Origin of the sequence: Hymenobacter crusticola (assembly GCF_002154225.1) — a bacterium.
GTDB classification, from domain to species: Bacteria; Bacteroidota; Bacteroidia; order Cytophagales; family Hymenobacteraceae; genus Hymenobacter; species Hymenobacter crusticola.
Window position 1 is genome coordinate 289,080 of sequence record NZ_MTSE01000003.1, and the last position, 23,510, is coordinate 312,589.

Sequence of the window (23,510 nt, forward strand, 5' to 3'; positions counted from 1 at the left end):
TGTCTAGTAGGTCGTTTAACAACGAGACATCAGTAGGTGTCTCTGCACGAGCCTACCGCAGCAACTCTGCCGCGTTTAGCTGCGGAAACAAGGCGAGAAAGTGTGCTTTTAGCAATTGGCTAAGCAAGAGGCGCTTGTAGGTCTCGGTACCACGAGCGTCGCTGATGGGCGAAATCTCCGTCTGAGCTAGCTCCGCGGTTTCTTGGATCAACGCTTCCGAAACTTCCTTGCCCACCAGAAAAGCCGAGGCCTTGGGCAGCAACCTAGGGGTCGGGCCAACGCCACCCGCGGAAAGGCTAGCCGCCGTGATGAAGCCGTTCGTAACCGTCAGCCGGCAAGCCGAATTGACACTGGCAATATCGAGGTGCGTACGCTTGCTGACTTTCTCGAAGTTGAACGTGGTACGCGCGTCCGGCAGCTCAAACCAGATGGCCGTAATATTTTCCTGCGGTGTTTTAGCTAACTGCTTATAGCCCTGGTAAAACTCCCGCAACGGCACCTCACGCGTTGTGTTGCCATCGCTGAGCACCAGTTGCGCATTTAGGGCCAAGGACATGATTGTCAGGTCGCCGATAGGGGAGGCGTTGACGAAATTGCCCGCCACCGTGGCCATGTTGCGGATGGGCGTGGACGATACCAGCCGCAAGAAGCTGCGGAACTCGGGGAAGTACTCGCGCAGCACCGCCGATTCGGCTAGGTCCGTTACGGTAGCTGCACCGCCAATCACGCAGCGGTTGCCTTGCTGCGTGACTCCTTGCAAGCTAGGGTGGTCGAAGAGGAACTGTGCAGCGAGCTCCCGCATGGTTTCGTGCTTCTGCACGTACAGGTCGGTGCCGCCGCCCACAAACTGCGGCATAGCGTCTGGCCCATATCCATTGGAGTTAGCTTCCCCCGCTAGGGCCTGCAACCTAGGTTTGATGCCTGCAAAATATTCGGGTAAAATCTGCTGTTGCGCGACGAAGGTGGCAGGCTCTTCGCCGTTACGCGCTTCCAGCAAATGGGCCACGCGCGCCGCCGCCCGTTCAATAGACTTGTAGCCCGTGCAGCGGCAGATGTTACCATCCACGGCCGCCACAGCATTCTGGCAAGTAGCCTCTTTCTCACTTAAGCAAAAACCCGCCAACGACATCACGAAGCCCGGCGTGCAAAACCCGCACTGTGTTGCCGATTCATCCACCATGGCCTGCTGGATAGGGTTGAGCCCCTGCTGGTTAATGCCTTCCACCGTTACTACATGCTTGCCTTGCAAGTTGCCGAGCGGGGTAAGGCAGGAGGTAAAAGAACGGTAGCGCAACTGGTCGCCTACAAGCTCGCCCACCAGCACCGTGCACGCCCCGCAGTCCCCCTCCCGGCACCCAATCTTGGTACCTTTCAGGTGCTGGTCGTAGCGGATGTAGTCGAGCAGCACGGTACCCGTGGGCAGCGAAGTGCTTACTTCTTGATGGTTGAGAAGGAACTTGAGCAAGAGGAAAAAAGTATCAGGTTTCGTCTAAGATACTTGATTTCCGCTACACAAAAGCGATGTTATGCTCGAAAATTTACTGGTAAAACAGCTATAGCCAAACTTGCAGTTGATAGGTCTAAACCAGGGCAAGGGCTAGGGTTAGATGCTCAACGTAAACTCGGAGCCACGACCCTTCAACGACGACTTTCGAATGACCAAGTCACCAGAAATAACAAACGTACGCGGTTGAAAATCATCTTTTTGTCGTACTTGTTCCAAAAAAAGGCGAGCGGCTTGCTGCCCAATTCGGTAGGGGTGAAGATTGACTGTGGTTAAGCCCGGCTCAATCATGGAAGCCATAAACTCATCCCCGAAACCAACTACGGCAATATCCTCCGGCACGTGTAATCCACGCTGTTTCAACGACTGGATTAAGTCGATGGCATTGGTGTAATTGATGGCAAAAATAGCATCAGGTGGCTTTGGAAGAGCTAGCCAAGTATCCAAAGCAGCTACGGCTGACTCAGTACGGAAGTTAATATGGGTTTGGTACTCGCCTTCCACTGGCAAGCCGTGCTTACGCAACGCGCTCAAGTAGCCTGCCTTGCGGTTCTTGCTGATTAACAACGACTCCGGCCCCGCCAGGATGGCAATACGGCGGCACCCTTCCTGAATCAGATGTTCCGTCACGGCAAAGGCGCCGTCCCAGTCGTCCAAGATTACCTTGGCGCTATTTACCTCGTCGCACACCCGGTCGAAGTGAACGATCGGGATACCGCGGCAGGCGTCTTGCTTCACGTGGTCGAAGTTCTCCGTTTCGCGGGAGTGGCAGATCAAGAGCCCATCTACGCGACTGGCAATGAGCGCTTGCACGTTGCTCACTTCCGTCTGATACGACTCCTTCGACTGACAAATCATTACCCGGTAGCCTTCTTCGGCCGCTACCTGCTGGATACCACTAACCGCCGTTGCAAAGAAAGGCCGCTCGATATCGGGGATAATCACCCCAATGGTGTGCGTTTCGCTGCGCTTCAAGCTCTGGGCCAGCAAGCTAGGTTGGTAGTCAAGCTGTCGGGCAACTTCCAGAATAGCCTGCCGCGTGGTAGGACTAATGTCCGTGTGCCCGTTTAGGGCGCGCGACACCGTTGAGGAAGCTACCCCTAGCGCTTTCGCAACGTCGCCGATCGTTGTCTGGTGACGTTTGCGCTCCGGTACAGGCGCTGTTTTGACGTCAGTAAAATGGTAATCACAGACTTTGCAAAAGAAGCGTTGACGCCCTCGGATGAAGCCAGCGCGCATAACACCGTCGGCAAGTCCGCACTTTGTGCACTTGATCATATAGGGATTGTATTATCAATAAGTTAGACGAAGTTACACACAAACCTCCTGGAAAGCTTCTTTTGATTATTCGAAGATAATCTTCTAATTTTTTTTCATAAAATTATTCTTTATTTTACCTATCACAACCGTTTCCGGAAACGGTTGTGATATTTTTGTTTTACTTTTGATGTTTCGGAAACGTTTTAGTATTCGTTTTTGAGCTAACTACTCACTTATCTTCGAAGAAGAAATCACCCCGTCTGCTCTTCAATAGTCTGCTTTAAGCAGGATATGTCTTGAATAGTAAACGGCAGTTGAATTGCATTTTTTTAATAATACAATAGGGTATGCTGCATACTATGCGCTGGTTTGGGCCAAATGATCCAGTGTCTTTGTTTGCTATTCGCCAAGCGGGATGTACGGGCGTGGTGACGGCACTGCACCAACTCCCTGTCGGTGCCGTGTGGTCGGTAGAAGACATCAAATTGCGTCAGCAACTTGTCGAGGCGGACAATAATAAATTTTCGCCCTTGCACTGGGCGGTCGTAGAAAGTCTACCCGTTCACGAAGACATAAAAAAGGGTCTGCCTTCGCGCGCGGAATACATAGAGAACTACAAGCAGTCAATCCGGAACCTAGCACTTTGCGGCATCCAAACGGTGTGCTACAACTTTATGCCCGTGCTGGATTGGTCGCGCACCAACATAAACTACGAGCTGCCCGATGGCTCGCGAGCGTTACGCTTTGTGTGGCAGGATTTCGCCCTGTTTGATCTATTCATCCTAAAGCGTCCCGGCGCCGAAGTTGATTATGAGCCAGAGGTCATTGCGGCTGCCCAGCAGCAGTTTAGCGGCATGAGCGTAGACCAACTAGCTGAACTGACAAACACGGTGTTGTTAGGGCTGCCCGGCTCCGAAGAAGCGTTTGAACTAGCAGGTTTCCAGTCGTTGCTGGATCAGTACGCTGCTATTGATCGCCATGCACTGAAAGAGAATCTGTTTCACTTTATTAGGGAAGTAGGCCCCGTCGCCACCGAGGTGGGGATAAACCTTTGCATTCACCCTGATGATCCGCCCTATCCGCTGCTAGGGCTGCCTCGTGTAGTAAGCACTGAGGCTGATTTGGCGGAACTGATGGCTGCCTACGACGCCCCAGCCAATGGCATCACCTACTGCACAGGCTCATTAGGTGTGCGGTCCGATAATGATCTGCCCGGCATTGTGCGGCGCATAGGTCAGCGCATCCATTTTGTTCATCTGCGCGCTACTAAGCGCGAGGAAAACCCGCGCAACTTCCACGAAGCTGACCATCTGACCGGCGACGTAGACATGTACGCTGTGGTGCGTGAGTTGGTGCTGGAAGAGCAACGCCGCCAACAAGAGAGCAGCGGTAACTCATCCATTCCGATGCGCCCCGACCACGGCCACCAGATGCTCGACGACCTGCATAAGAAAACGTATCCCGGCTATTCGGCCATTGGTCGTCTGCGGGGCTTGGCCGAGTTGCGCGGGTTGGAGCTAGGTATCCGCCGTGCTTTGGCTACTGATGCAGCGCCCGCCGAATTCATGACTGCTACCAATTACTAGTTCAGTGCTTTTACGTTCTACGCCCGTGCTTCGTACGCTATTCTTCCTGTTGCTTATTCTTGGCGCGCAGCGCAGCGTGGCCGACGATGGGTACCGGTTGTGGCTGAAGTACGACCTGCTGCCAGATGCTGCGCAGCGCAAAGCTTACCAACAAGCCGCTCAATTTGTGGCTGTCGAAGGCACTTCCTCACCGGTGCTGCAATCAGCTGTTAAAGAATTACAACTTGGCTTGAAAGGGCTATTAGGACAGACGGTTTCGGTAACAGCAGGGGCCGCAAAAAAACAAGGTGGCATCCTTTTACGCGTTACTTCATCTGCAAACGTTACCGCAAACGATCGGTCTGCAAAGCTAAATAAGGAGGGTTACCGGGTTTTTTCCGAGAAGGGAAACATCGTCGTGGCGGGTCCAACGGACGCGGCCGTGCTCTACGGCACGTTTGCCCTGTTGCGTCAGCTTCAAACCCAGCAGCCGCTTACCAACCTAGCTCTTACGAGCAGCCCTAAAATCGAATACCGCATGCTAAACCATTGGGATAATCCTAATGGTACGGTAGAGCGCGGCTATGCGGGTTCATCAATCTGGAAGTGGTATGAGTTGCCGGAATTGCTCGATCCACGCTACCTCGATTATGCCCGTGCCAATGCTTCAATTGGTATCAACGGAGTAGTAATCAACAACGTGAATGCCAGTGCCCGGTACCTGACGCCAGAGTACTTGCGCAAAGTAGCAGCCTTAGCCAGTGTGTTTCGACGCTACGGCATCCGGGTGTATTTGTCGGTGTTTTGGGCCGCACCCAAAACCTTAGGTGGCTTAGCTACTTCCGATCCGCTCGACCCGAATGTACGCCGTTGGTGGACCGACAAGACCAATGAAATCTACAAGACTATTCCGGACTTTGGCGGCTTTTTAGTAAAAGCTAACTCGGAGGGGGAACCTGGTCCGCAAGACTACGGCCGCAACCATGCCGAGGGCGCTAACATGCTGGCCGAAGCCCTAGGTCAGCACGATGGTATTGTGATGTGGCGGGCTTTCGTGTACAAGGCCAACTCCAACGGCGACCGGTTCAAGGAGGCGTATGAAGAGTTCAAGCCCCTAGACGGCAAGTTTGCGACGAAAGCACTAGTACAGGTGAAAAATGGCCCGATCGACTTTATGGCGCGGGAGCCGTTTCACCCGCTGTTTGGGGCCATGCCTAGCACGCCGCTAGTGCTGGAAGTACAGCTCACGCAGGAGTACCTAGGGTTTGCTACGCACATGGTATATCTGGGTCCGCTCATTAAGGAGTGCTTGGAAACGGATACGTACGCGAAAGGCAAAGGCTCTACAGTAGCTAAAGTAGTGGATGGTAGCGTCGATAACCACCAGATCAGTGGCATTGCTGGCGTGGCCAACATTGGCTCCGATCGCAACTGGACTGGGCATCCGATGGGGCAAGCCAACTGGTACGCCTACGGCCGCCTAGCTTGGGATCACACGCTGTCCTCAGCTGTCATTGCCAAGGAGTGGACCCGCATGACGCTGACGAACGAGCCTAAGGCGGTGACTACTATCACAAATATGATGGTGAAATCGCGCGATATATATGTGCGCTATACTATGCCGCTGGGTTTGCACCATATCATGGGGCAGAGCATCCATTACGGCCCTGAGCCCTGGCTAGCCAAAAGTGCCCGTCCCGACTGGACGGCTGTTTACTACCACAAAGCAGATTCGATTGGCCTAGGTTTCGACCGCACCGCCAAGGGCAGTAACGCTCTCAGCCTGTACAAGCCCGAAGTGCAGCAGGCGTGGGGGAACCCACAAACGTGCCCACTTAACTACCTGCTGTGGTTTCACCACGTGCCCTGGAAGCAACAGCTCAGCACCGGCCGCACCCTGTGGAATGAGCTCTGCTACCGCTACTATACTGGGGCCGACTCGGTGACGTGGATGCAGCAGCAATGGACCCAAGTGAAGCCAGCGATAGACCCAGCTCTACATGCTGATGTAGCAGCTCGCCTCCAAACCCAGCGCAAAGAGGCTATTTGGTGGCGCGATGCCTGCGTGCTCTACTTCCAAACGTACGCCAAGCAACCTATCCCAGCGCCATTTGCCCCACCCGAACGCTCGCTGGAGGCTGTGAAGCAGATTGTCGACATCTACCAAATGCGGTAAATCCGCCGTCCTACGGCAAGCTTACGGATACAAACCTAGCTTTTACTAAGAACTACTGTCACCTAGCTTGTGTAGGCGCCAGTAGGCGAATCTAGGTTTTGTACGGCTTCTGCGCTAAGGCAGAACAAGAAAGTGAACTTCTGATCAACAGATACTTAAACAGTCTACCAACAAACATGGAGCACGTAGAAACTCATACGAACCTCACCGATACCCTGACGCAGCAGAATCCCTTCTCGTTGGAGGGAAAGCTGGCCCTAATTACGGGCGGTGGTAGCGGCATTGGGCTGGAAATTGCCCGCTGTATGGTGCAGGCGGGGGCTCATGTGGTCATTACCGGCCGGCGCGAGCAGCCCTTGAAAGATGCCGTAGCTGGACTGGGCGACTCAGCCGAATACCTCGTCAACGACGTGTGCGACCTAGGTTCGCTCGATGGCCTAGTGAAGCATATCGAGGATTCGTGGGGGCCGTTGGATATTTTGGTAAATAACGCCGGCATCAACATGAAAAAGCCCGCGTTGGAAGTAACCGATGAGGAGTTCAGCCGCATTATCCACACCAACCTAAACTCGGTGTTTGCCCTCACCCGAGCTTGCGCCAAGCAGATGGTAGCCCGGAAGAGTGGCGTGATTCTGATGATTTCGTCGATGGCAGCCTACTACGGTATCGATCGGGTAGTGGCCTACGCTGCTTCCAAATCAGCGGTGGAAGGCATGGTAAAAGTGTTAGCCTCGGAGTTTTCGGGCGCTAATGTGCGGGTGAATGCCATTGCCCCAGGCTTCATCGAAACCGAAATGAGCCGCACTGCCATGAACAACGACCCTGAACGCCGCGACCGAGCCATGCGCCGCACGCCCATGGGTAAGTTCGGCAAGCCCGAAGATATTGGCCACGCGGCCGTGTTCCTAGCCTCCGATGCTGCCCGCTACATCACGGGTGCCTCGCTGCCGGTCGACGGTGGCAACTCCATCGGTTTTTAAAATTCCCCAGCGTTTTCCCACAAAGAGTTTTTTCCACAAAACATTTCCCACCTATTATGAAAGCACCTCTATATGCTGCTTTGCTCCGCTTTGGGCAACCAGTGGCGCGCGGCGCAGTAGTTTTATCATTACTCGGCCTCACCCCCACATTGGTGATGGCCCAAACGGGCCGCACTGTAACGGGGCGGGTTACGGGCACGAATGGCGAAGGTCTTGCTGGTGTTACCGTTGTTGTGAAAGGCACAACTCAGGGTACTGGCACCGACACTAACGGTAACTTTAGCCTGGCAGTGCCCAGCGATAATACAGTCTTAGTTATCAGCTCTATTGGCTTCGTGAAGCAGGAAGTTGTGGTAGGCAGCCGCACTTCGCTCGACGTGAAGCTGGCTACCGAAACCACCGCCCTGAATGAAGTACAGGTCGTCGGCTATGGCGTGCAGAAGAAGAGCCAGGTAACGGGCGCTATTTCGTCGGTTACCGAAGAGCAACTGCGCGATGTACCAGTGGCTAACGTTGGCCAGGCCCTGCAGGGTCGTGCGGCCGGCGTTACGATTTCCAACTCCAGCACCACACCCGGTCAGAGCCCGGTTATTCGTATCCGGGGCAACCGTTCTATCTCGGGTAGCAACGACCCGCTGCTGGTAGTAGACGGCGTACCCTTTGACGGTAGCCTCAATGACCTGAACCCGGACGATATTACGTCGCTGGAAGTGCTGAAAGATGCTTCCTCCACGGCTATCTACGGCGCTCGTGGTGCTAATGGCGTTATCCTGATTACCACCCGACGCGGTAAGTCAGGTGCTCCGCGCGCTACCTACAGTGGCTACTACGGCACGAAAAAGGCGTATGGCCTTTATGATTTGCAAAACGGGCAGGAGTACTACAACTACCGCCTCGAAGCCTACCGCGCTCAGAACGCGAACTACGACCCCAACACGGCTACTACGTTCCTAACGAACGACGAACGGGCCAACTACGCTGCTGGCCGCACCACCGACTACCAGAAGCTGCTCTTCCAAAAGGGGCACATCCAAAACCATGTCGTTGGCGTGTCGGGTGGTACAGACCAAACCCAATATTCAACCTCGCTGGGCTACTACGACGAAACGGGTATCACTCCCGTACAGCGTTATCAGCGTTATTCGCTGCGTGGTACGCTCGACCAGCAAATCGGCAAACGGGTGAAAGTGGGCGTGAACACGCTGAACACGTTCAACGTATCGGATGATCCGAACGTCGGTATTCTGAATCAGATTCTGACGACTAGTCCGCTTGCTTCTACCACGGATGCCAACGGCAACCTAGTTCTGTACCCAAACGGCGATACTGCCGGATCGAACCCGCTCACCTTGTATGCCGATAACGCACACAAAGACCAGAGCCGCCGGATACGTACCTTCAACAGCCTATACGGGCAGGTAAACATTCTGAAAGGCTTAGACTACCGCTTGAACCTAGGTCTGGATGTGCGCTCCGAGAACAACGGCACCTTCTACGCTTCGTACACCCCGCAAAACGGCGGCGGACAGAGCACGGCTTCGCGGTCATCTAACTTGGCTTTCAACCTGCTCACCGAGAACATCCTGACGTATAACCGCAGCTTTGGTAAGCACGATGTGAACTTTACGGGCTTGTACAGCTGGCAAGGATACCGCTTCGACAACTCTAGTGTTGGGGCTCGTAACTTGTTAGCGAACTACCAGCTATACAATAACCTAGGTGCTGGTACACCTAGCTCGGCTAGCAGCAGTCAGCAGCGGTGGGATATCATCTCCTACATGGGCCGTGCGAACTACGCCTTTGATAACCGCTACTCGGCTACCTTAACCGTGCGCGTTGATGGCTCGTCGCGTTTGGCGCCAGGCAACAAGTACAAAGCTTTCCCTTCTGCTGCCGTAGCGTGGAATATTGCCAACGAGTCGTTCCTGCAAGATCAGGCGTGGCTTAGCAACTTGAAATTCCGGGCTAGCTTAGGCCGCGTGGGTAGCACAGCGGTGAACCCCTACCAGACCCTCGGGGCACTGGGCTCGGGCATCGGCAACGGCTACTATAACTACGGCGCGACTGGCGCAGTAGGCGTAGTGCCGAACAGCATCCCGAACGGCAACCTAGGCTGGGAGTACACAACCACGACCAACTTTGGCTTAGACTTCGGCTTCCTGCAAAACCGTATCACGGGTTCGGTGGAAGTGTACCAGCAGCGTACCAGCGACCTATTGCTGCCCGACGCGCTACCAACGGCCAGCGGCTATAGCTCTTACGTGCGCAACGTGGGCCAGACCCAAAACCGCGGTATCGAAGTGTCGCTCTCCACGGTGAACGTGCGTACTGGCAGCGGCTTCGAATGGAGCACGGACTGGAACTTTACCGTGAACCGGGAGAAGGTGTTGGACCTGGGCTTAAACGATGCCAGCGGCAGCAAGCTCAGCGACATCGGCAACCAGCGCTTCATCGGCCAGCCCTTATATGTGTTCTATGATTACAAGAAGCTGGGCATCTGGCAGACGTCGGAAGCCGATGAGGCCAAGAAGTACAACTCCAAGCCCGGCCAGATCAAGGTGGCTGATGTGGACAACAACGGCGTGATCAACTCCAATGACCGCGTGATTGTGGGCAGCCGCCAGCCCAAGTTTGAGGCCGGTCTGACCAACCGCTTCAAGTACAAAGGCTTCGACCTGACGCTGGTGGCGCTGACCCGCGTTGGGGCGACGGTGGTCGATCCGACCTTGTTCGGGCCGAACTACTTCACCACCAACACGGGACGTCGCAACCAGGTGAACCTTAACTACTGGACGGCCACCAACCCCAGCAACGAATATCCGCAGCCCGACCAGTCTTCGCGTGCAACCGAGTGGCCCACCTACGGACAGACCCTGGCCTACCGGAACGGTACCTTCATCAAAGTGCGTAGCATTGACCTAGGCTATGCACTGCCAACCGCTTGGGCGAAGCGAGCTTTCATGAGCAATGCACGCGTTTACGTGCAAGTTCAAAACCCCCTGCTCTGGGCAAAGGATCCGTTCTTCAAGGCTAACAAAGCCATCGACCCGGATGCCTTATCTTATTCAACCCGCCTCGACGCTAGCCAACCTGGCGGTATTGCCTTCACGGGCGGTAACCCCAACAACACGAGCGGTGGCACGTCTGGTGGTAACGGCGTGAACTATCCTTTCACGCGGTCCTTCATTGTAGGCCTCAACCTGGGCTTCTAAGCAGGACGAAGTAGCTGAGTAACTGGGTGAGTGGGTAAGAAACATACTGCCTGGAGCACTCGGTTACTCAGACACCCCCTCATTTATCAGTTGGTCAATACCCCCTTTAACTTTTCAGCGCATTGCGCTATTTGTATATGAAAAAACTAGTAATAGTCACGTTAGGAACCTCCTTGCTCTTCGCTGGTGCGAGTTGCAACAAGGACATTCTGGACGAAAACCCACAATCGATAACAACTCCTAGCTTCTTAGGGACGCCCCAAGGCATAGAAGCAGGAGTAACAGGAGTGTATTCGGGCCTGCGGCAGATCTATGGCAACGACGCAGCATTTTTCTCCACGGAGGCCGGAACTGACCTGTGGACCAATGGCATTTCGTCTAGTAGCGGGCTGAACGACTATAATCCCAACGACCTTACCCCAGCCAACGCGACGTCTACCTCCTTCCTTTGGCAGGTGTGCTATCAGCAGATCAACAACGCGAATGGTGTGTTGCAATATTCTGCCACGGTGCAAGGCATGGATCCGGCCCGTTTGAAGCAGCTGGTGGCAGAAACAAAACTGTTGCGGGCAACCTATTACTTTCTGCTAGTACGGCACTTCGGCGACGTGCCGCTGATGCTGAGCTTCATTGACGCACCCACCAAAGATATCAGCCGGGCGCCGCAAGCAGAGGTGTACAATGCCATTATTGCGGACCTCACGGACGCTATGAATAACATTGCCGACAAGCCTGCCCAACCTGGCCGCGTAACGCGCGCCACGTCCCTGCACACGCTGGCGAAGGTATATCTGGAGCGGGCTACCTCGACGGCTAAGCAAGGCGACGACTACGCAAATGCCGCCAAGTTTGCCAAAGAACTCATTGACAACCAAAGCCGCTACGGTTTGGGTCTAGAAGCTGACCCAGCTACCGTATTTACTGAAGGCAATGAAAACGGCAAGGAAGTTATCTTTAATGCGCAATTCAACGGGGACGCCAGCTTTTCTCGCATTGACGGTTTTGCTTTTGGTGGAGAGAATATAGCGGCCTTCAACTTCCGCAGCCGCTATGATATTTTGCCGAACATGACCCGTGATATTAATTACGGTCGTCCATTTGCTCGGCATAGCTTAACGCACTACCTGGAAGACGCTTATATCCTGCGTGACGCCAATGGTAACGCGTTGGAAATACAAACCCAGTTGCGCACCACAGACGCTCGTTATAGCAAGTGGTTCACGACGGTTTATCTAGTTAACTCGCCTGGTGCCAACGGGGGAAACGCTAGCGCAGTAGTAGGCGATACCTCTATTTGGTATCCTGGTCGTGAGCTACCAGCGGCCGTCCTAACGCGCATTGCTAACCGCAAACCTGTCACGTACCGGGTTTTCCAACCGAGCCAATACACCACGGAGTTCTTTCCTACCCTCAACAAGTTTGACTCCCGGAATCGTACGTCGTTTCAAGGTTTCTCGACTCGTCCGAATATCGTATATCGCCTAGCTGAAACGTATCTGATTGCGGCCGAAGCCTACTTTTACCTCGGCAATTCTGCCCAGGCTCGCGACTACATTAACGTAGTGCGGCGGCGGGCAGCGGCGCCCGGCAAAGCCACGCAAATGGAAATCACTGCCAACCGGATAAATATCGACTTTATCCTAGATGAGCGTGCACGCGAGCTATGTGGTGAACTGACGCGTTGGTATGACCTAAAGCGCACCGGTAAGCTGATAGAGCGAGTAAAGCTTTACAACCCGCCTATTACACGTCTTGCCACAGGTATTTATGGCTCCAACGCTGCCATAAATATCAAAGATTACCACGTATTGCGCCCTATTCCACAGACGGAAATTGACCGTACTGGTGGCAAAATCACCCAGAATACGGGGTACTAAATTGCTCTTATTTCCTCAGGAACGGCCAGTTATGCTGGCCGTTCCGCTTTTTGGCTGCATCATAGTAGCTAGCTCGTTCCGCCCACACATACCGTCATTTTGTACAAAAGTTATTATAGTTTGATGAGAACCAGATACCTGCTGTTTTATCTGCTTTTTCTAAGCGTAGTGGTGACCAAGGCGCAGCCAACTGCCACTAGCGGCACGCCGCGCCTCGTGAAGAACGGCACCAGCACCCAACTGCTGGTTGATAACAAACCCTTCTTTGTGCTCGGCGGGGAGCTAGGTAACTCCACGGCTTCCAGTACTGCTTACATGCAGCCTTTCTGGCCCAAGCTGAAGGCCATGAACCTGAATACCGTCATTGCGCCTGTGTATTGGGAGCTGATGGAACCCACAGAAGGCAAGTTCGATTTTACGCTGGTCGACGACTTAGTGCGCGATGCTCGCAAGAACAACATGAAGCTGGTGCTGCTGTGGTTCGGCGCTTGGAAGAACAGTATGTCGTGCTACGCGCCAGCCTGGGTAAAAACGGACTTAAAGCGATTTCCACGGGTGGAAGATGATAAAGGCGTAGCGCAGGAGATTATGACGCCTTTCGAGCCGCGCAACCTAGAAGCCGACCGTAAGGCGTTCGTGCGCCTCATGCAACACTTAAAAGAGGCTGACGGTCAGCAGCACACCGTGGTAACGGTGCAAGTGGAAAACGAGATAGGTATGCTGCCCACGGCCCGCAGCTACGATGAGCGCGCCAATGCTGCCTTCAAGCAGCAGGTACCGACCCAACTGCTTACCTACATGCAGCGCGAGCGGAAAAGCCTGAAACCGGAATTTGCGGCTGTTTGGCAGCGCCAGGGTTCCAGAACCAAAGGCACCTGGGAAGAAGTATTCGGCAAAGGCCTAGCTACCGACGAGATTTTCATGGCTTGGTTCTACGCCACCTATACCAATGCAGTGGCCGCAGCCGGCAAAGCGGCTTACCCGCTGCCTATGTACGTGAATGCGGCCCTGAACCGGCCGGGCGTAGTGCCCGGCAAATACCCGAGCGCCGGACCGCTGCCGCACATCATGGATGTATGGCTAGCTGGTGCCCCCGCTATCGACATCCTAGCTCCAGACTTCTACAACCCAAACTTTCAGCACTGGTGCGACCTCTATACGCGCGGTGCAAATCCACTATTCATTCCTGAAATCCGCTTCGAGGATGGAGTAGCGGCGAAGGCACTCTTTGCCTTTGGCAACTACAACTGTCTCTCATTTTCTCCTTTTGCCATTGAAGGGAGCGATACGCTGAAAGGCGCACCCATTGGCAAGGCTTACGAGCTGATACAGCAAGTAAGCTTTCTAGTAGCTAAGCACCAGCCTCAAAACCAGGTGCGCGGCTTCCTGTTGGAGAAGGACTCGGCCGCTCGCACCACTACGCTCGGTAACTATCGCCTCACCGCCAAGCACGAATATACCCTAGGGTGGTCATTGGGAGCTAAAAAGCCCAGCTGGTCGCCGGGCGGCGGCCTCATCATTGCGGTGGCGCCCGATGAGTTTTACGTCGTGGGCACGGGCATCGTGCTGACCTGCGAGCCGATTGCCAAAGGCAAGCGCGCTGGCTACGTGAGTGTCGATGAAGGCCATTTTGAAGGGGAGAAGTGGGTAGCTGGCCGCCGCATGAACGGCGACGAGGACCACCAGGGCCGCCACGTACGGATACCCGGCGAAGAATATAGTATTCAGCGAGTTAAACTTTACGCTTACTAGTGCCAGAGGACGCATGAACAACAACCTAAATAGCACAGCGCCAGTCCGCAACGTACGGACCGCGCGTTTTTTTCTATTAGCCATAACCGGCGGCCTGCTTCTTTCTGCGCAACCTAGCGCGGCCGATGTGCGCCTACCGCGCCTCGTGAGCGACGGAATGGTATTGCAGCGCGACACCAACCTAGGTATCTGGGGCTGGGCCGCACCAGGGGAAAAGGTCACGCTGACCTTCAACGGCAAAACCTACCACGCCACTACTGGCACCGATGGTAAGTGGCGCGTTAGTTTGCCCGCCCAGAAAGCGGGCGGTCCGTTCCAGATGGAAATTGCCGGCACCAACCGCCTCACCGTTAAAGATGTGTTAGTAGGGGACGTGTGGCTGTGCTCGGGGCAGTCGAACATGGAAACGCCCATGAGCCGCGTGCGCGATAAGTACCCGCAGGAAGTTGCCCAGGCCAACAACCCACGCATCCGGCAGTTCAACGTGCCGTTGACCTATGCCTTCAGTGGGCCAAAATCCGACGTAACGGGCGGGTCCTGGGTGGCCGCCGATCCGCAGAGCATTCTGCAATTTTCGGCCGTAGCCTATTTCTTCGCCAAAGAAATCAGCGCCAAGTATCAGGTGCCCGTGGGCATCATCAAGGATGCGGTGGGCGGCTCCCCGGCCGAAGCCTGGTTGAGTGCCGACGCCCTGAAGCAGTTTCCTGCCTATGAGCAGCAGGGCGCCAAGTACAAAGACAGCACGCTGGTAGCGGGTATCAAGCAGCGCGAAGGCGCAGCCGTGGCCGAGTGGTACAAGCGTCTGCATCAAACCGACCTAGGTGAGGCGCCCGGCCAGCCTAAGTGGTCGGCGGCTGACTACAATGCCAGCGGCTGGGCTACCATGAACGTGCCTGGCTACTGGGCCAACCAGACGCCGCTTGGGCCCGTGAATGGCGTTTTATGGTTCCGCAAAGAAATAGACGTGCCAGCTGCTATGGTAGGTCAGCCCGCTCGCCTAGAGCTAGGTACGTTGGTCGATGCCGACTCTACCTACATCAACGGCCAGCTGGTGGGTACTACTGGTTACCAATACCCGCCGCGCAAGTACGACTTTAAGCCGGGCGTGCTCAAGGCGGGCAAAAACGTGATTGTGGTGCGCCTCATCAGCAACGGGGGGCGTGGCGGCTTTACTATGGACAAAACCTACCAGCTTACGGCTGGCGGACAGACCATTGATCTGCGCGGCCCTTGGCAGTACAAGCTAGGTGCTACTATGCAGCCCACGCCGGGCACTACCACCTTCCAGTATCAACCCGGCGGCCTATACAATGGCATGATTGCACCGGTAATTCCGTACGCCGTAAAAGGCGTGCTCTGGTATCAGGGGGAGTCGAACGCGGGGCACCCGGAGGATTACCAGGCGCTGCTCACCAGTCTTATCAACGATTGGCGGAAGCAAATGCAAAAGCCGGCGCTACCCTTCATCTATGCGCAACTGCCGAACTTCATGGCGGTGAAAAAGGAGCCTAGCGAAAGTGGCTGGGCGGCCTTGCGCGACGCGCAGCGTCGCACGCTGGCTGTGCCGAACACAGGTATGGCGGTGCTGCTGGACGTGGGCGAGTGGAACGACATTCACCCGCTCGACAAGCAAACCGTCGGGCATCGTCTGGCCTTGGCTGCTGAGAAAGTGGCGTACGCCGAAAAGAATGTAGTAGCCTCCGGGCCCTTGTATCAAAGCTTGCAGGTGAATGGCAATAAAGTAACGCTCACGTTCTCCAGTGCCGGTAGTGGTCTGGTTGCCAAAGGTGATGGCGAGTTGAAGTACTTTGCCGTAGCCGGTGCCGATAAAAAGTACGTGTGGGCCAATGCCAAGATAGAAGGCAACAAGGTAGTCGTCTGGAGTGACCAGGTAGCAAATCCCGTATCTGTGCGCTACGCCTGGGCCGACAACCCCGAAGGCACTAAGCTCTACAACAAGGAAGGCCTGCCAGCTTCGACCTTCCAAGCCGAAGTATCGGCGCCAAAAAGCTAGGTTGTCATTTCAATATCGCTTCCCTCTCTAGCCCAGGGTTCAACTCCCTGGGCTACTCAGAGACCTAACCCTAGGTCATTTTCGTTTATCCGCATCATTGCTCCTGCCTCCACAACCAATTTAATTCGCGTTCTTTTAGTTACCTCCGCATGCACAAACGCCTACTGCTTTCGTCTGCTTTGGCTTGGCTGAGCCTACAAAATGTTCAGGGACAACAACAAGCGCTGTACCTTAATCCCAACCAGCCGCTCAATGCGCGCGTCAGCGACTTGATAGCGAAGCTCACCTTGGAAGAAAAGGTAAGCCAGATGCTCGACCAGAGTCCGGCTATCCAACGACTGAACATTCCAGCGTATAGCTGGTGGAACGAAGCTCTGCACGGCGTGGGTCGCTCGGCGCCCGCCACGGTGTTCCCGCAAGCTATTGGGCTAGGGGCAACGTTCGACGACGACCTAGCCCTGCGCGAAGCCACGGCCATTTCCGACGAGGCGCGGGCTGTGTACAACGCCGCCATTGCCAAAAACCACTACGTGAAATATGGAGGGCTCACGTTCTGGACGCCTAACATCAACATCTTCCGCGATCCGCGCTGGGGACGGGGCCAGGAAACCTATGGCGAAGACCCAACACTCACCTCGCGGATCGGGGTGGCATTTGTGAAAGGCTTACAGGGCAACGACCCCAAGTACCTGAAAGTGGCCGCCTGCGCCAAGCACTACGCTGTGCACAGCGGCCCTGAGAAGCTGCGCCACGAGTTCAACGCCCAAGCCTCTCCCCAGGATTTGCGCGAAACCTACTTGCCTGCGTTCAAGGCGTTGGTGAAGGAGGGGAACGTGGAAGCCGTCATGTGCGCCTACAACAGCACCAATGGCGAGCCGTGCTGCGGCAATACCTTCCTGCTGCAAGATGTGCTGCGCAAAGAATGGAAATTTCGGGGGCACGTGGTAAGCGACTGCGGTGCCCTCGACGACCTTTACGAAGGGCATAAAGTAGTCAAGAATAAAACCGAAGCCGCCGCGCTGGCGCTTCAGCGTGGCGTAGAGTTGAACTGCGGCGACACCTACACCAAGCTGCCTGATGCCGTACGCCAGGGCTTGATCAAGGAAAGCCAGATTGATAGTGCCCTCGCTATTTTGCTGCGCACGCGCTTCAAGCTAGGTTTGTTCGACGGGCAAAATGCCACACCCTATGATCGGCTCGGTCCGGAAGTGGTGAACAGCACCGCGCACCGCGCCCTCGCCAAGGAGGTGGCGCTCAAGTCAATGGTGTTGCTCAAGAACAACGGGGTACTGCCGCTGCGCCCCGACTTAGGCAAGTACTTCGTGACGGGCCCCAATGCTACTAGTGTGGAGGCGCTGCTAGGTAACTACTACGGCGTCAACGGCCAGATGAGCACCATTTTGGAAGGTTTGGTAGGGGCGGTGCAGCCCGGCAGCCAGATCGAGTATAAGCAAGGTGCCCTGCTCGACCGCCCCAACATTAACCCCATCGACTGGACCACAGGCGAGGCCAAGCAAACCAATGCCATCATCGTGGTGATGGGTATTACAGGCGTATTGGAAGGAGAAGAAGGCGAATCTATTGCCTCGGCTCACGCCGGCGACCGGCTCGATTATAACCTCCCGAAGAACCAAATTGACTTCTTGAAAAAACTGCGCCAAGGCAGCAAAACGCCCATCATTGCCGTGGTAACGGGTGGCAGCCCTATGAACCTAGCCGAAGTGCACGAGCTAGCCGACGCCGTATTGCTGACCTGGTACCCCGGCGAGGAAGGCGGCAATGCCGTGGCTGACCTCATTTTCGGCAAAGCCTCGCCCTCGGGCAAGCTGCCCATCACCTTCCCCAAGTCGCTCGATCAACTGCCTGCCTACGAGAGCTACGGTATGAAGGGCCGTACCTACCGCTACTTGGAAGCCGAACCGATGTATCCGTTTGGTTACGGCTTGAGTTACGCTAAGTTTGAGTACCCGAGCGTGAAGCTGTCCACTAAGAAGATTGTTAAAAACAAGCCTGTAGAAGTAGAAGCTACTATCACCAACACCGGGAAGATGGAAGGCGAAGAGGTTGTGCAACTTTACCTCACGCACACGGCTGCTAAAGGCAGCCAGACGCCTTTGTACGCTCTAAAAAGCTTTAAGCGGGTAAAACTTCAACCTGGCGCTAGCACTACTGTTAAGTTTACGCTTACGCCCGAGCAGCTTGCCCTCATCAACGAGAAGGGTGAAGCCGTGGCGCCATCTGGCCCGGTGAAGGTATGGGTAGGCGGCTCACTGCCCACGCAGCGGAGCCAGGACCTAGGTGCTACCAAAGCTGCCATGGCCACATTAGCCGCACGATAGGTAGAGCGACGCAACCTCTTGCGCCTGCTCGTTGCTGACGTTGTTTGCCTAGGTCGTTCTAGGTCCGTCCTTCAACGAGCAGGCGCAAGAGTTGCTTTTATATGCGCTCGTAATGGGACTTAGGGCGGCAATTTTAGCCAGGGCAAAAAAGCTTGTGCAAGGAAAAAACTGGACAGAAATAAGGAGCACCGCGCGCCTAGAGCAAGCCTGTTCGTTGCGCTGAAGAATAAAAAACTTGAACCCTGGAGGTAGAATATGGGTATTTAGGGGAAGTTGGTTTTGGGTTTGATTTTTCTAAGAAAAATCAACTGAAGGAAAAACGAAAGAATACTTGTTCTGCTTACCTATCGAAACCGTTTCCGAAACCGTTTCCGATAGTTTTTGCTTTAAATAATGCATCTATATACGATTGCAAAGGTTTTAGGAATGACTTAGACCTGCTACCTTCAAGGCGTATTATGAGAGAACAATAGACTCACCTGCTGCCGTATGTTGCTTTTTAAAGGGAGTTATTATTGTACTTTTTTAATGCAATTCTTTTGTAAGTGAGAATTCTGATCCACTCCAACCACCCAATTAACCGTTGGCGTTGAGGCGCCCTACAATCTAGTATGAAATACTTGCTCGGGTACGACATTGGTAGCTCCTCGGTAAAGGTCACGTTGCTCGCGGCTGAAACCGGCAAAGCCCTCGCCACGGCCATGTCGCCCAAAAAAGAAATGGAAATTGAGGTGGCGTTTCCCAACTGGGCCGAGCAACGCCCGGAACGCTGGTGGCAAGAGGCTATCAATGCTACACATCAGTTGAAAGAAAGCTATGGCTTTGATACGTCGCTGGTAGCCGGCATCGGCATCACCTACCAGATGCACGGTCTCGTGCTAATTGACAAGGCAGGCAAAGTGCTACGTCCCGCCATCATCTGGTGCGACAGCCGGGCCGTAGGCCTAGGTAACCAGGCGTTTACGCAGCTAGGAGAGGAGTTTTGCCTAACCAACTTCCTCAACTCGCCCGGTAACTTCACGGCTTCTAAGCTGAAGTGGGTGAAAGACAACGAGCCCGAGCTTTTTGCTCAGATTTACAAAATTCAGCTGCCCGGTGACTTCATCGCCTTCAAGATGACCGGCAACCTGCAAACTACCATCTCGGGGTTGTCGGAAGGCGTGTTCTGGAACTTCAAGCAGCAAGCCGTAGCGCAGGATCTGCTCGATTATTACGGTATCAGCAATGAACTGCTGCCCGAAGTAGTTGATACCTTCTCGGTGCAAGGCGAACTGACAGCGGAAGCGGCGCAGGAGCTAGGTCTGCACGCGGGCACGCCCATCAGCTACCGCGCCGGCGACCAGCCCAACAATGCCTTCTCCTTGAATGTATTGCAGCCCGGTGAAATTGCCGCAACAGCTGGCACTTCGGGCGTAGTATATGGCATCAACGAAACCGCCACCGCCGATTCGAAGTCGCGCGTCAATACCTTCGTACACGTTAATAATACGGCCGAAGCGCCGCGCAACGGCGTGTTGCTGTGTGTGAATGGCACCGGTATCTTGAACAGTTGGCTGCGCAAACTGGTGGGCGAAATGCCTTACGACCAGATGAATGAGCTAGCTGCCCAGGCGCCAGTAGGAGCGGAGGGCCTTGTCTTCCTGCCCTTCGGCAATGGCGCCGAGCGCGTGCTGGAAAATCAGTTGACCGATGCTAGCTTGTCGGGTATCAACTTCAACATTCACTCGCAGGCGCATGTGCTGCGGGCGGCCCAAGAAGGCATTGTGTACGCCTTGAACTACGGCATGGACATCATGCGCGAGTCGGGAGTGCAGGTGCAGAAGGTGCGCGCCGGTAATGCTAATATGTTCCTGAGCCCCTTGTTCCGCGAGGCGTTTGTGAACAGTGGCAACGTGGAGCTAGAGCTATATAATACCGATGCCGCCCAAGGGGCCGCACGCGGTGCGGGCGTTGGCGCAGGCGTGTACGCTAGCCCGGCCGAAGCCTTCGTAGGTTTGGAGCGTATGCTAACCCTAGCCCCAACGCCTGAGCTGCAAGAAAAATATCAAGCAGCCTATGCCCGCTGGAAAGACGTACTGACGCAAACGGTACTCGACCCAGCTACGCAGAAGCAAACGGATAGCAAACTGACCCTAGCCTAGTAAGCTAGTGTGAACAAGTGTAGTCGGCGCCTAGCTCGTGCACAGCGCGGTCTATACGGGGTAAGCTACACCTAGGTCAATCATTAAAAATCAACTCACCCAACTACATACACTTATGTCAATCACTCTGAGCAAAACCGAGTTCTTCAAAGGCATCGGTACTATTCAATTCGAAGGCCGGGAGTCGGACAACCCGCTGGCGTTCAAATGGTATGATGAGAACCGCATCGTAGCTGGCAAAACCATGAAGGAGCACCTGCGCTTCGCCACGGCGTATTGGCATACCTTCACTGGCACCGGCGGCGACCCATTCGGCCCCGGCACCAAGCTTTTCCCCTGGGACGCACAAGGCGACATCCTAGGTCGGGCGAAGGACAAGGCCGATGCGGCGTTCGAGTTCTTCACCAAGATCGGCACGCCGTATTATTGCTTCCACGATATTGACCTGGTGGACGAAGGCTCCTCGCTACAGGAGTATGAGCGCAACCTTCAGTCGATTGTGGACTACCTCAAAGAGCACCAAGCCGAGAGCGGCGTGAAGCTTCTATGGGGCACGGCCAACGTCTTCTCTAACCCGCGCTATATGAACGGCGCTAGCACCAACCCCGAGTTTGGCGCCCTCGCTTTCGCTGGTACGCAGGTGAAAAACGCGCTAGACGCTACCATCGCCCTAGGCGGCGAGAACTACGTGTTCTGGGGTGGCCGCGAAGGTTACATGACCCTGCTGAACACCAACATGAAGCGTGAACTCGCTCACATGGGCCGCTTCCTAACCATGGCGCGCGACTATGCGCGCAAGCAAGGCTTCCAAGGCAAGTTCTTCATTGAGCCCAAGCCAGCCGAGCCCACCAAGCACCAGTATGACTTCGATGCGGCTACCGTCATTGGCTTCCTCAAGGAGCATGGCCTGGAGAACGATTTCCAACTGAACTTGGAAGTGAACCACGCCACCTTGGCCGGCCACACCTTCCAGCACGAGCTGCAAGTAGCCGCCGATGCCAACCTGCTCGGCTCAATCGACGCTAACCGCGGCGACTACCAGAACGGTTGGGACACAGACCAGTTCCCCAACAACCTTAACGAGCTGACCGAGTCGATGCTCATTATTCTGGAGCACGGCGGCATCAAGCCCGGTGGTATCAACTTCGACGCCAAAACGCGCCGTAACTCGACCGACCTAGAGGACATCTTCGTGGCCCACATCGGCGGCATGGATACCTTCGCCCGCGCTTTGGTAATCGCCAACGACATCCTGGAGAAGTCGCCCTACAAGCAGTTCCGCCAGCAGCGCTACGCTTCGTTCGACAGCGGCCAGGGCAAGGCATTCGAAGACGGCCAACTGACGCTGGAAGACCTGCGCACGTATGCCTTCGAAAACGGCGAGCCCCAACAGAAGAGCGGCAAGCAGGAGTGGTTGGAAAACATCATCAACCAATATATCTAGGTTTAGGATGAGGGCAACTCCCCATAATTGGCTGCTAGGCGGTCAGTTATGGGGAGTTGTTTTTTGCAGCCTATTCGAAGAAGCTAGGTCATGATCTTCGTAATCGAACTCAACATATGAAAACAAAAAATTCCCTGCTCTATATTGCGCTGGCTGGCGTAGCCCTAGGTTTTGTACAGAAGACCGAGCCCACGTTGAAAGATGCGTTTAAGGATGATTTCTACGTGGGCGCGGCGCTCAACTACCGCCAGATCAGCGGTCAGGATGCTAAGTCCACGGCGCTGATCAAAAAGCAATTCAACACCATCAGCCCGGAAAACTTGCTCAAGTGGGGCTCAGTGCACCCGCAGCCGAACCAGTACAACTTCAAGCCCGCCGACGACTATGTGGCCTTCGGGCAGCAGAACAAGATGTTTATCATCGGGCACACGCTCATGTGGCACCAGCAAACACCCAAGTGGGTATTTGAGGATGAGACGGGCAAACCCGCCAGCCGAGAAGTGCTGCTCAAGCGCCTGGAAGAACACATCAACACGGTGGTCGGCCGTTACAAAGGCAAGATTGGGGGCTGGGACGTAGTAAATGAAGCCATCGATGACCAACAAGGCGACTTGCGCAAAACCAAGTGGCTGGAAATCTTGGGCGAAGACTTCGCCGCCAAAGCCTTCGAGTACGCCCACAAAGCTGACCCCAAGGCCGAGCTCTACTACAACGACTATAGCCTCTACCGTCCCGAAAAGCGGGAAGGCGTAATCAAGCTCGTGAAGGGCTTGCAAGCCAAAGGCATCAAAGTGGCCGCCATTGGTATGCAGGGCCATTATGGCCTGACCAAGCCGAGCATCGAGCAAATTGAGGCGAGCTTAGTGGCCTTCTCAAACCTAGGGGTACACGTGAACTTCACGGAGCTGGACATCGACGTGCTGCCGAACCCCAGCCGGCGCCAGGGTGCCGACATTGCTGAGACCTTCTCAGCCGACGCCAAATACAACGTGTATACCACGGGCCTGCCCGATTCGGTACAGCAGAAACTCACCAAGCGTTACGCTGATATCTTCGCTCTGTTTCACAAGCACCGCGACGTTATCGACCGCATCACGCTGTGGGGCGTGACCGATGCCGACTCTTGGCTGAACGACTGGCCCATCAGAGGCCGCACCAGCTATCCGCTGTTGTTCGACCGCAACTACCAGCCCAAGCCCGCTTTCCAAGCCGTCGTGCAAACGGCGAAGAACAAACGTTAATACAC

At 55.0% G+C, this 23,510-nt stretch carries 13 protein-coding genes; 11 read left to right on the forward strand and 2 right to left on the reverse strand.

Features of this window, described 5'->3' with window-relative positions:
- Positions 1-52: 52 nt before the first annotated feature.
- On the reverse strand, positions 53-1,465 hold the full coding sequence (locus BXP70_RS07575; protein ID WP_086593432.1) for an FAD binding domain-containing protein: 1,413 nt from the start codon (positions 1,463-1,465) through the stop codon (positions 53-55).
- 138 nt (positions 1,466-1,603) lie between these two features.
- Positions 1,604-2,782: a LacI family DNA-binding transcriptional regulator gene (locus BXP70_RS07580; RefSeq protein ID WP_086593433.1), complete on the reverse strand. Its 1,179-nt coding sequence runs from the start codon at positions 2,780-2,782 to the stop codon at positions 1,604-1,606.
- Between the two features lie 329 nt (positions 2,783-3,111).
- Between BXP70_RS07580 and uxuA the strand changes: the two genes are divergently transcribed.
- The 11 genes from uxuA (at position 3,112) to BXP70_RS07635 (ending at position 23,505) form a co-directional block, all read left to right on the forward strand.
- Positions 3,112-4,350, forward strand: coding sequence for a mannonate dehydratase (uxuA, locus tag BXP70_RS07585; protein WP_245849554.1), 1,239 nt, complete (start codon positions 3,112-3,114; stop codon positions 4,348-4,350).
- A gap of 25 nt (positions 4,351-4,375) precedes the next feature.
- Positions 4,376-6,505 carry an alpha-glucuronidase family glycosyl hydrolase gene (locus BXP70_RS07590; protein WP_245849556.1) on the forward strand — a complete coding sequence of 710 codons (2,130 nt, stop codon included), beginning with the start codon at positions 4,376-4,378 and terminating at the stop codon, positions 6,503-6,505.
- Positions 6,506-6,681: 176 nt separating this feature from the next.
- Positions 6,682-7,485, forward strand: coding sequence for an SDR family NAD(P)-dependent oxidoreductase (locus tag BXP70_RS07595; RefSeq protein WP_086593434.1), 804 nt, complete (start codon positions 6,682-6,684; stop codon positions 7,483-7,485).
- Between the two features lie 56 nt (positions 7,486-7,541).
- Positions 7,542-10,697, forward strand: coding sequence for a SusC/RagA family TonB-linked outer membrane protein (locus BXP70_RS07600; RefSeq protein ID WP_086593435.1), 3,156 nt, complete (start codon positions 7,542-7,544; stop codon positions 10,695-10,697).
- A 137-nt stretch (positions 10,698-10,834) separates the two neighbouring features.
- Positions 10,835-12,574: a RagB/SusD family nutrient uptake outer membrane protein gene (locus tag BXP70_RS07605; RefSeq protein WP_143436410.1), complete on the forward strand. Its 1,740-nt coding sequence runs from the start codon at positions 10,835-10,837 to the stop codon at positions 12,572-12,574.
- Positions 12,575-12,697: 123 nt separating this feature from the next.
- Entirely contained in the window at positions 12,698-14,326 is a 1,629-nt protein-coding gene (locus BXP70_RS07610; protein ID WP_086593437.1) for a GH35 family beta-galactosidase, read from the forward strand.
- Between the two features lie 13 nt (positions 14,327-14,339).
- Positions 14,340-16,340, forward strand: a complete 2,001-nt coding sequence (locus BXP70_RS07615; protein ID WP_086593438.1) for a sialate O-acetylesterase — start codon at positions 14,340-14,342, stop codon at positions 16,338-16,340.
- A 149-nt stretch (positions 16,341-16,489) separates the two neighbouring features.
- Positions 16,490-18,679, forward strand: coding sequence for a glycoside hydrolase family 3 N-terminal domain-containing protein (locus BXP70_RS07620; protein ID WP_086593439.1), 2,190 nt, complete (start codon positions 16,490-16,492; stop codon positions 18,677-18,679).
- A 611-nt stretch (positions 18,680-19,290) separates the two neighbouring features.
- Complete coding sequence (locus tag BXP70_RS07625; RefSeq protein WP_086593440.1) at positions 19,291-20,820, forward strand: xylulokinase; 1,530 nt, start codon at positions 19,291-19,293, stop codon at positions 20,818-20,820.
- A gap of 115 nt (positions 20,821-20,935) precedes the next feature.
- Positions 20,936-22,264, forward strand: coding sequence for a xylose isomerase (gene xylA / locus BXP70_RS07630; RefSeq protein ID WP_086593441.1), 1,329 nt, complete (start codon positions 20,936-20,938; stop codon positions 22,262-22,264).
- Between the two features lie 116 nt (positions 22,265-22,380).
- Positions 22,381-23,505 carry an endo-1,4-beta-xylanase gene (locus tag BXP70_RS07635; protein WP_086593442.1) on the forward strand — a complete coding sequence of 375 codons (1,125 nt, stop codon included), beginning with the start codon at positions 22,381-22,383 and terminating at the stop codon, positions 23,503-23,505.
- Positions 23,506-23,510 lie beyond the last annotated feature (5 nt).

What these genes read in the sequence shown, in the direction of transcription:
- BXP70_RS07580 (WP_086593433.1), bottom strand. Translation starts at nt 2,782, where the DNA reads ATGATCAAGTGCACAAAGTGCGGACTTGCCGACGGTGTTATGCGCGCT.
- uxuA (WP_245849554.1), top strand. Translation starts at nt 3,112, where the DNA reads ATGCTGCATACTATGCGCTGGTTTGGGCCAAATGATCCAGTGTCTTTG.
- BXP70_RS07595 (WP_086593434.1), top strand. Translation starts at nt 6,682, where the DNA reads ATGGAGCACGTAGAAACTCATACGAACCTCACCGATACCCTGACGCAG.
- BXP70_RS07600 (WP_086593435.1), top strand. Translation starts at nt 7,542, where the DNA reads ATGAAAGCACCTCTATATGCTGCTTTGCTCCGCTTTGGGCAACCAGTG.
- BXP70_RS07605 (WP_143436410.1), top strand. Translation starts at nt 10,835, where the DNA reads ATGAAAAAACTAGTAATAGTCACGTTAGGAACCTCCTTGCTCTTCGCT.
- BXP70_RS07610 (WP_086593437.1), top strand. Translation starts at nt 12,698, where the DNA reads ATGAGAACCAGATACCTGCTGTTTTATCTGCTTTTTCTAAGCGTAGTG.
- BXP70_RS07615 (WP_086593438.1), top strand. Translation starts at nt 14,340, where the DNA reads ATGAACAACAACCTAAATAGCACAGCGCCAGTCCGCAACGTACGGACC.
- BXP70_RS07620 (WP_086593439.1), top strand. Translation starts at nt 16,490, where the DNA reads ATGCACAAACGCCTACTGCTTTCGTCTGCTTTGGCTTGGCTGAGCCTA.
- BXP70_RS07625 (WP_086593440.1), top strand. Translation starts at nt 19,291, where the DNA reads ATGAAATACTTGCTCGGGTACGACATTGGTAGCTCCTCGGTAAAGGTC.
- xylA (WP_086593441.1), top strand. Translation starts at nt 20,936, where the DNA reads ATGTCAATCACTCTGAGCAAAACCGAGTTCTTCAAAGGCATCGGTACT.
- BXP70_RS07635 (WP_086593442.1), top strand. Translation starts at nt 22,381, where the DNA reads ATGAAAACAAAAAATTCCCTGCTCTATATTGCGCTGGCTGGCGTAGCC.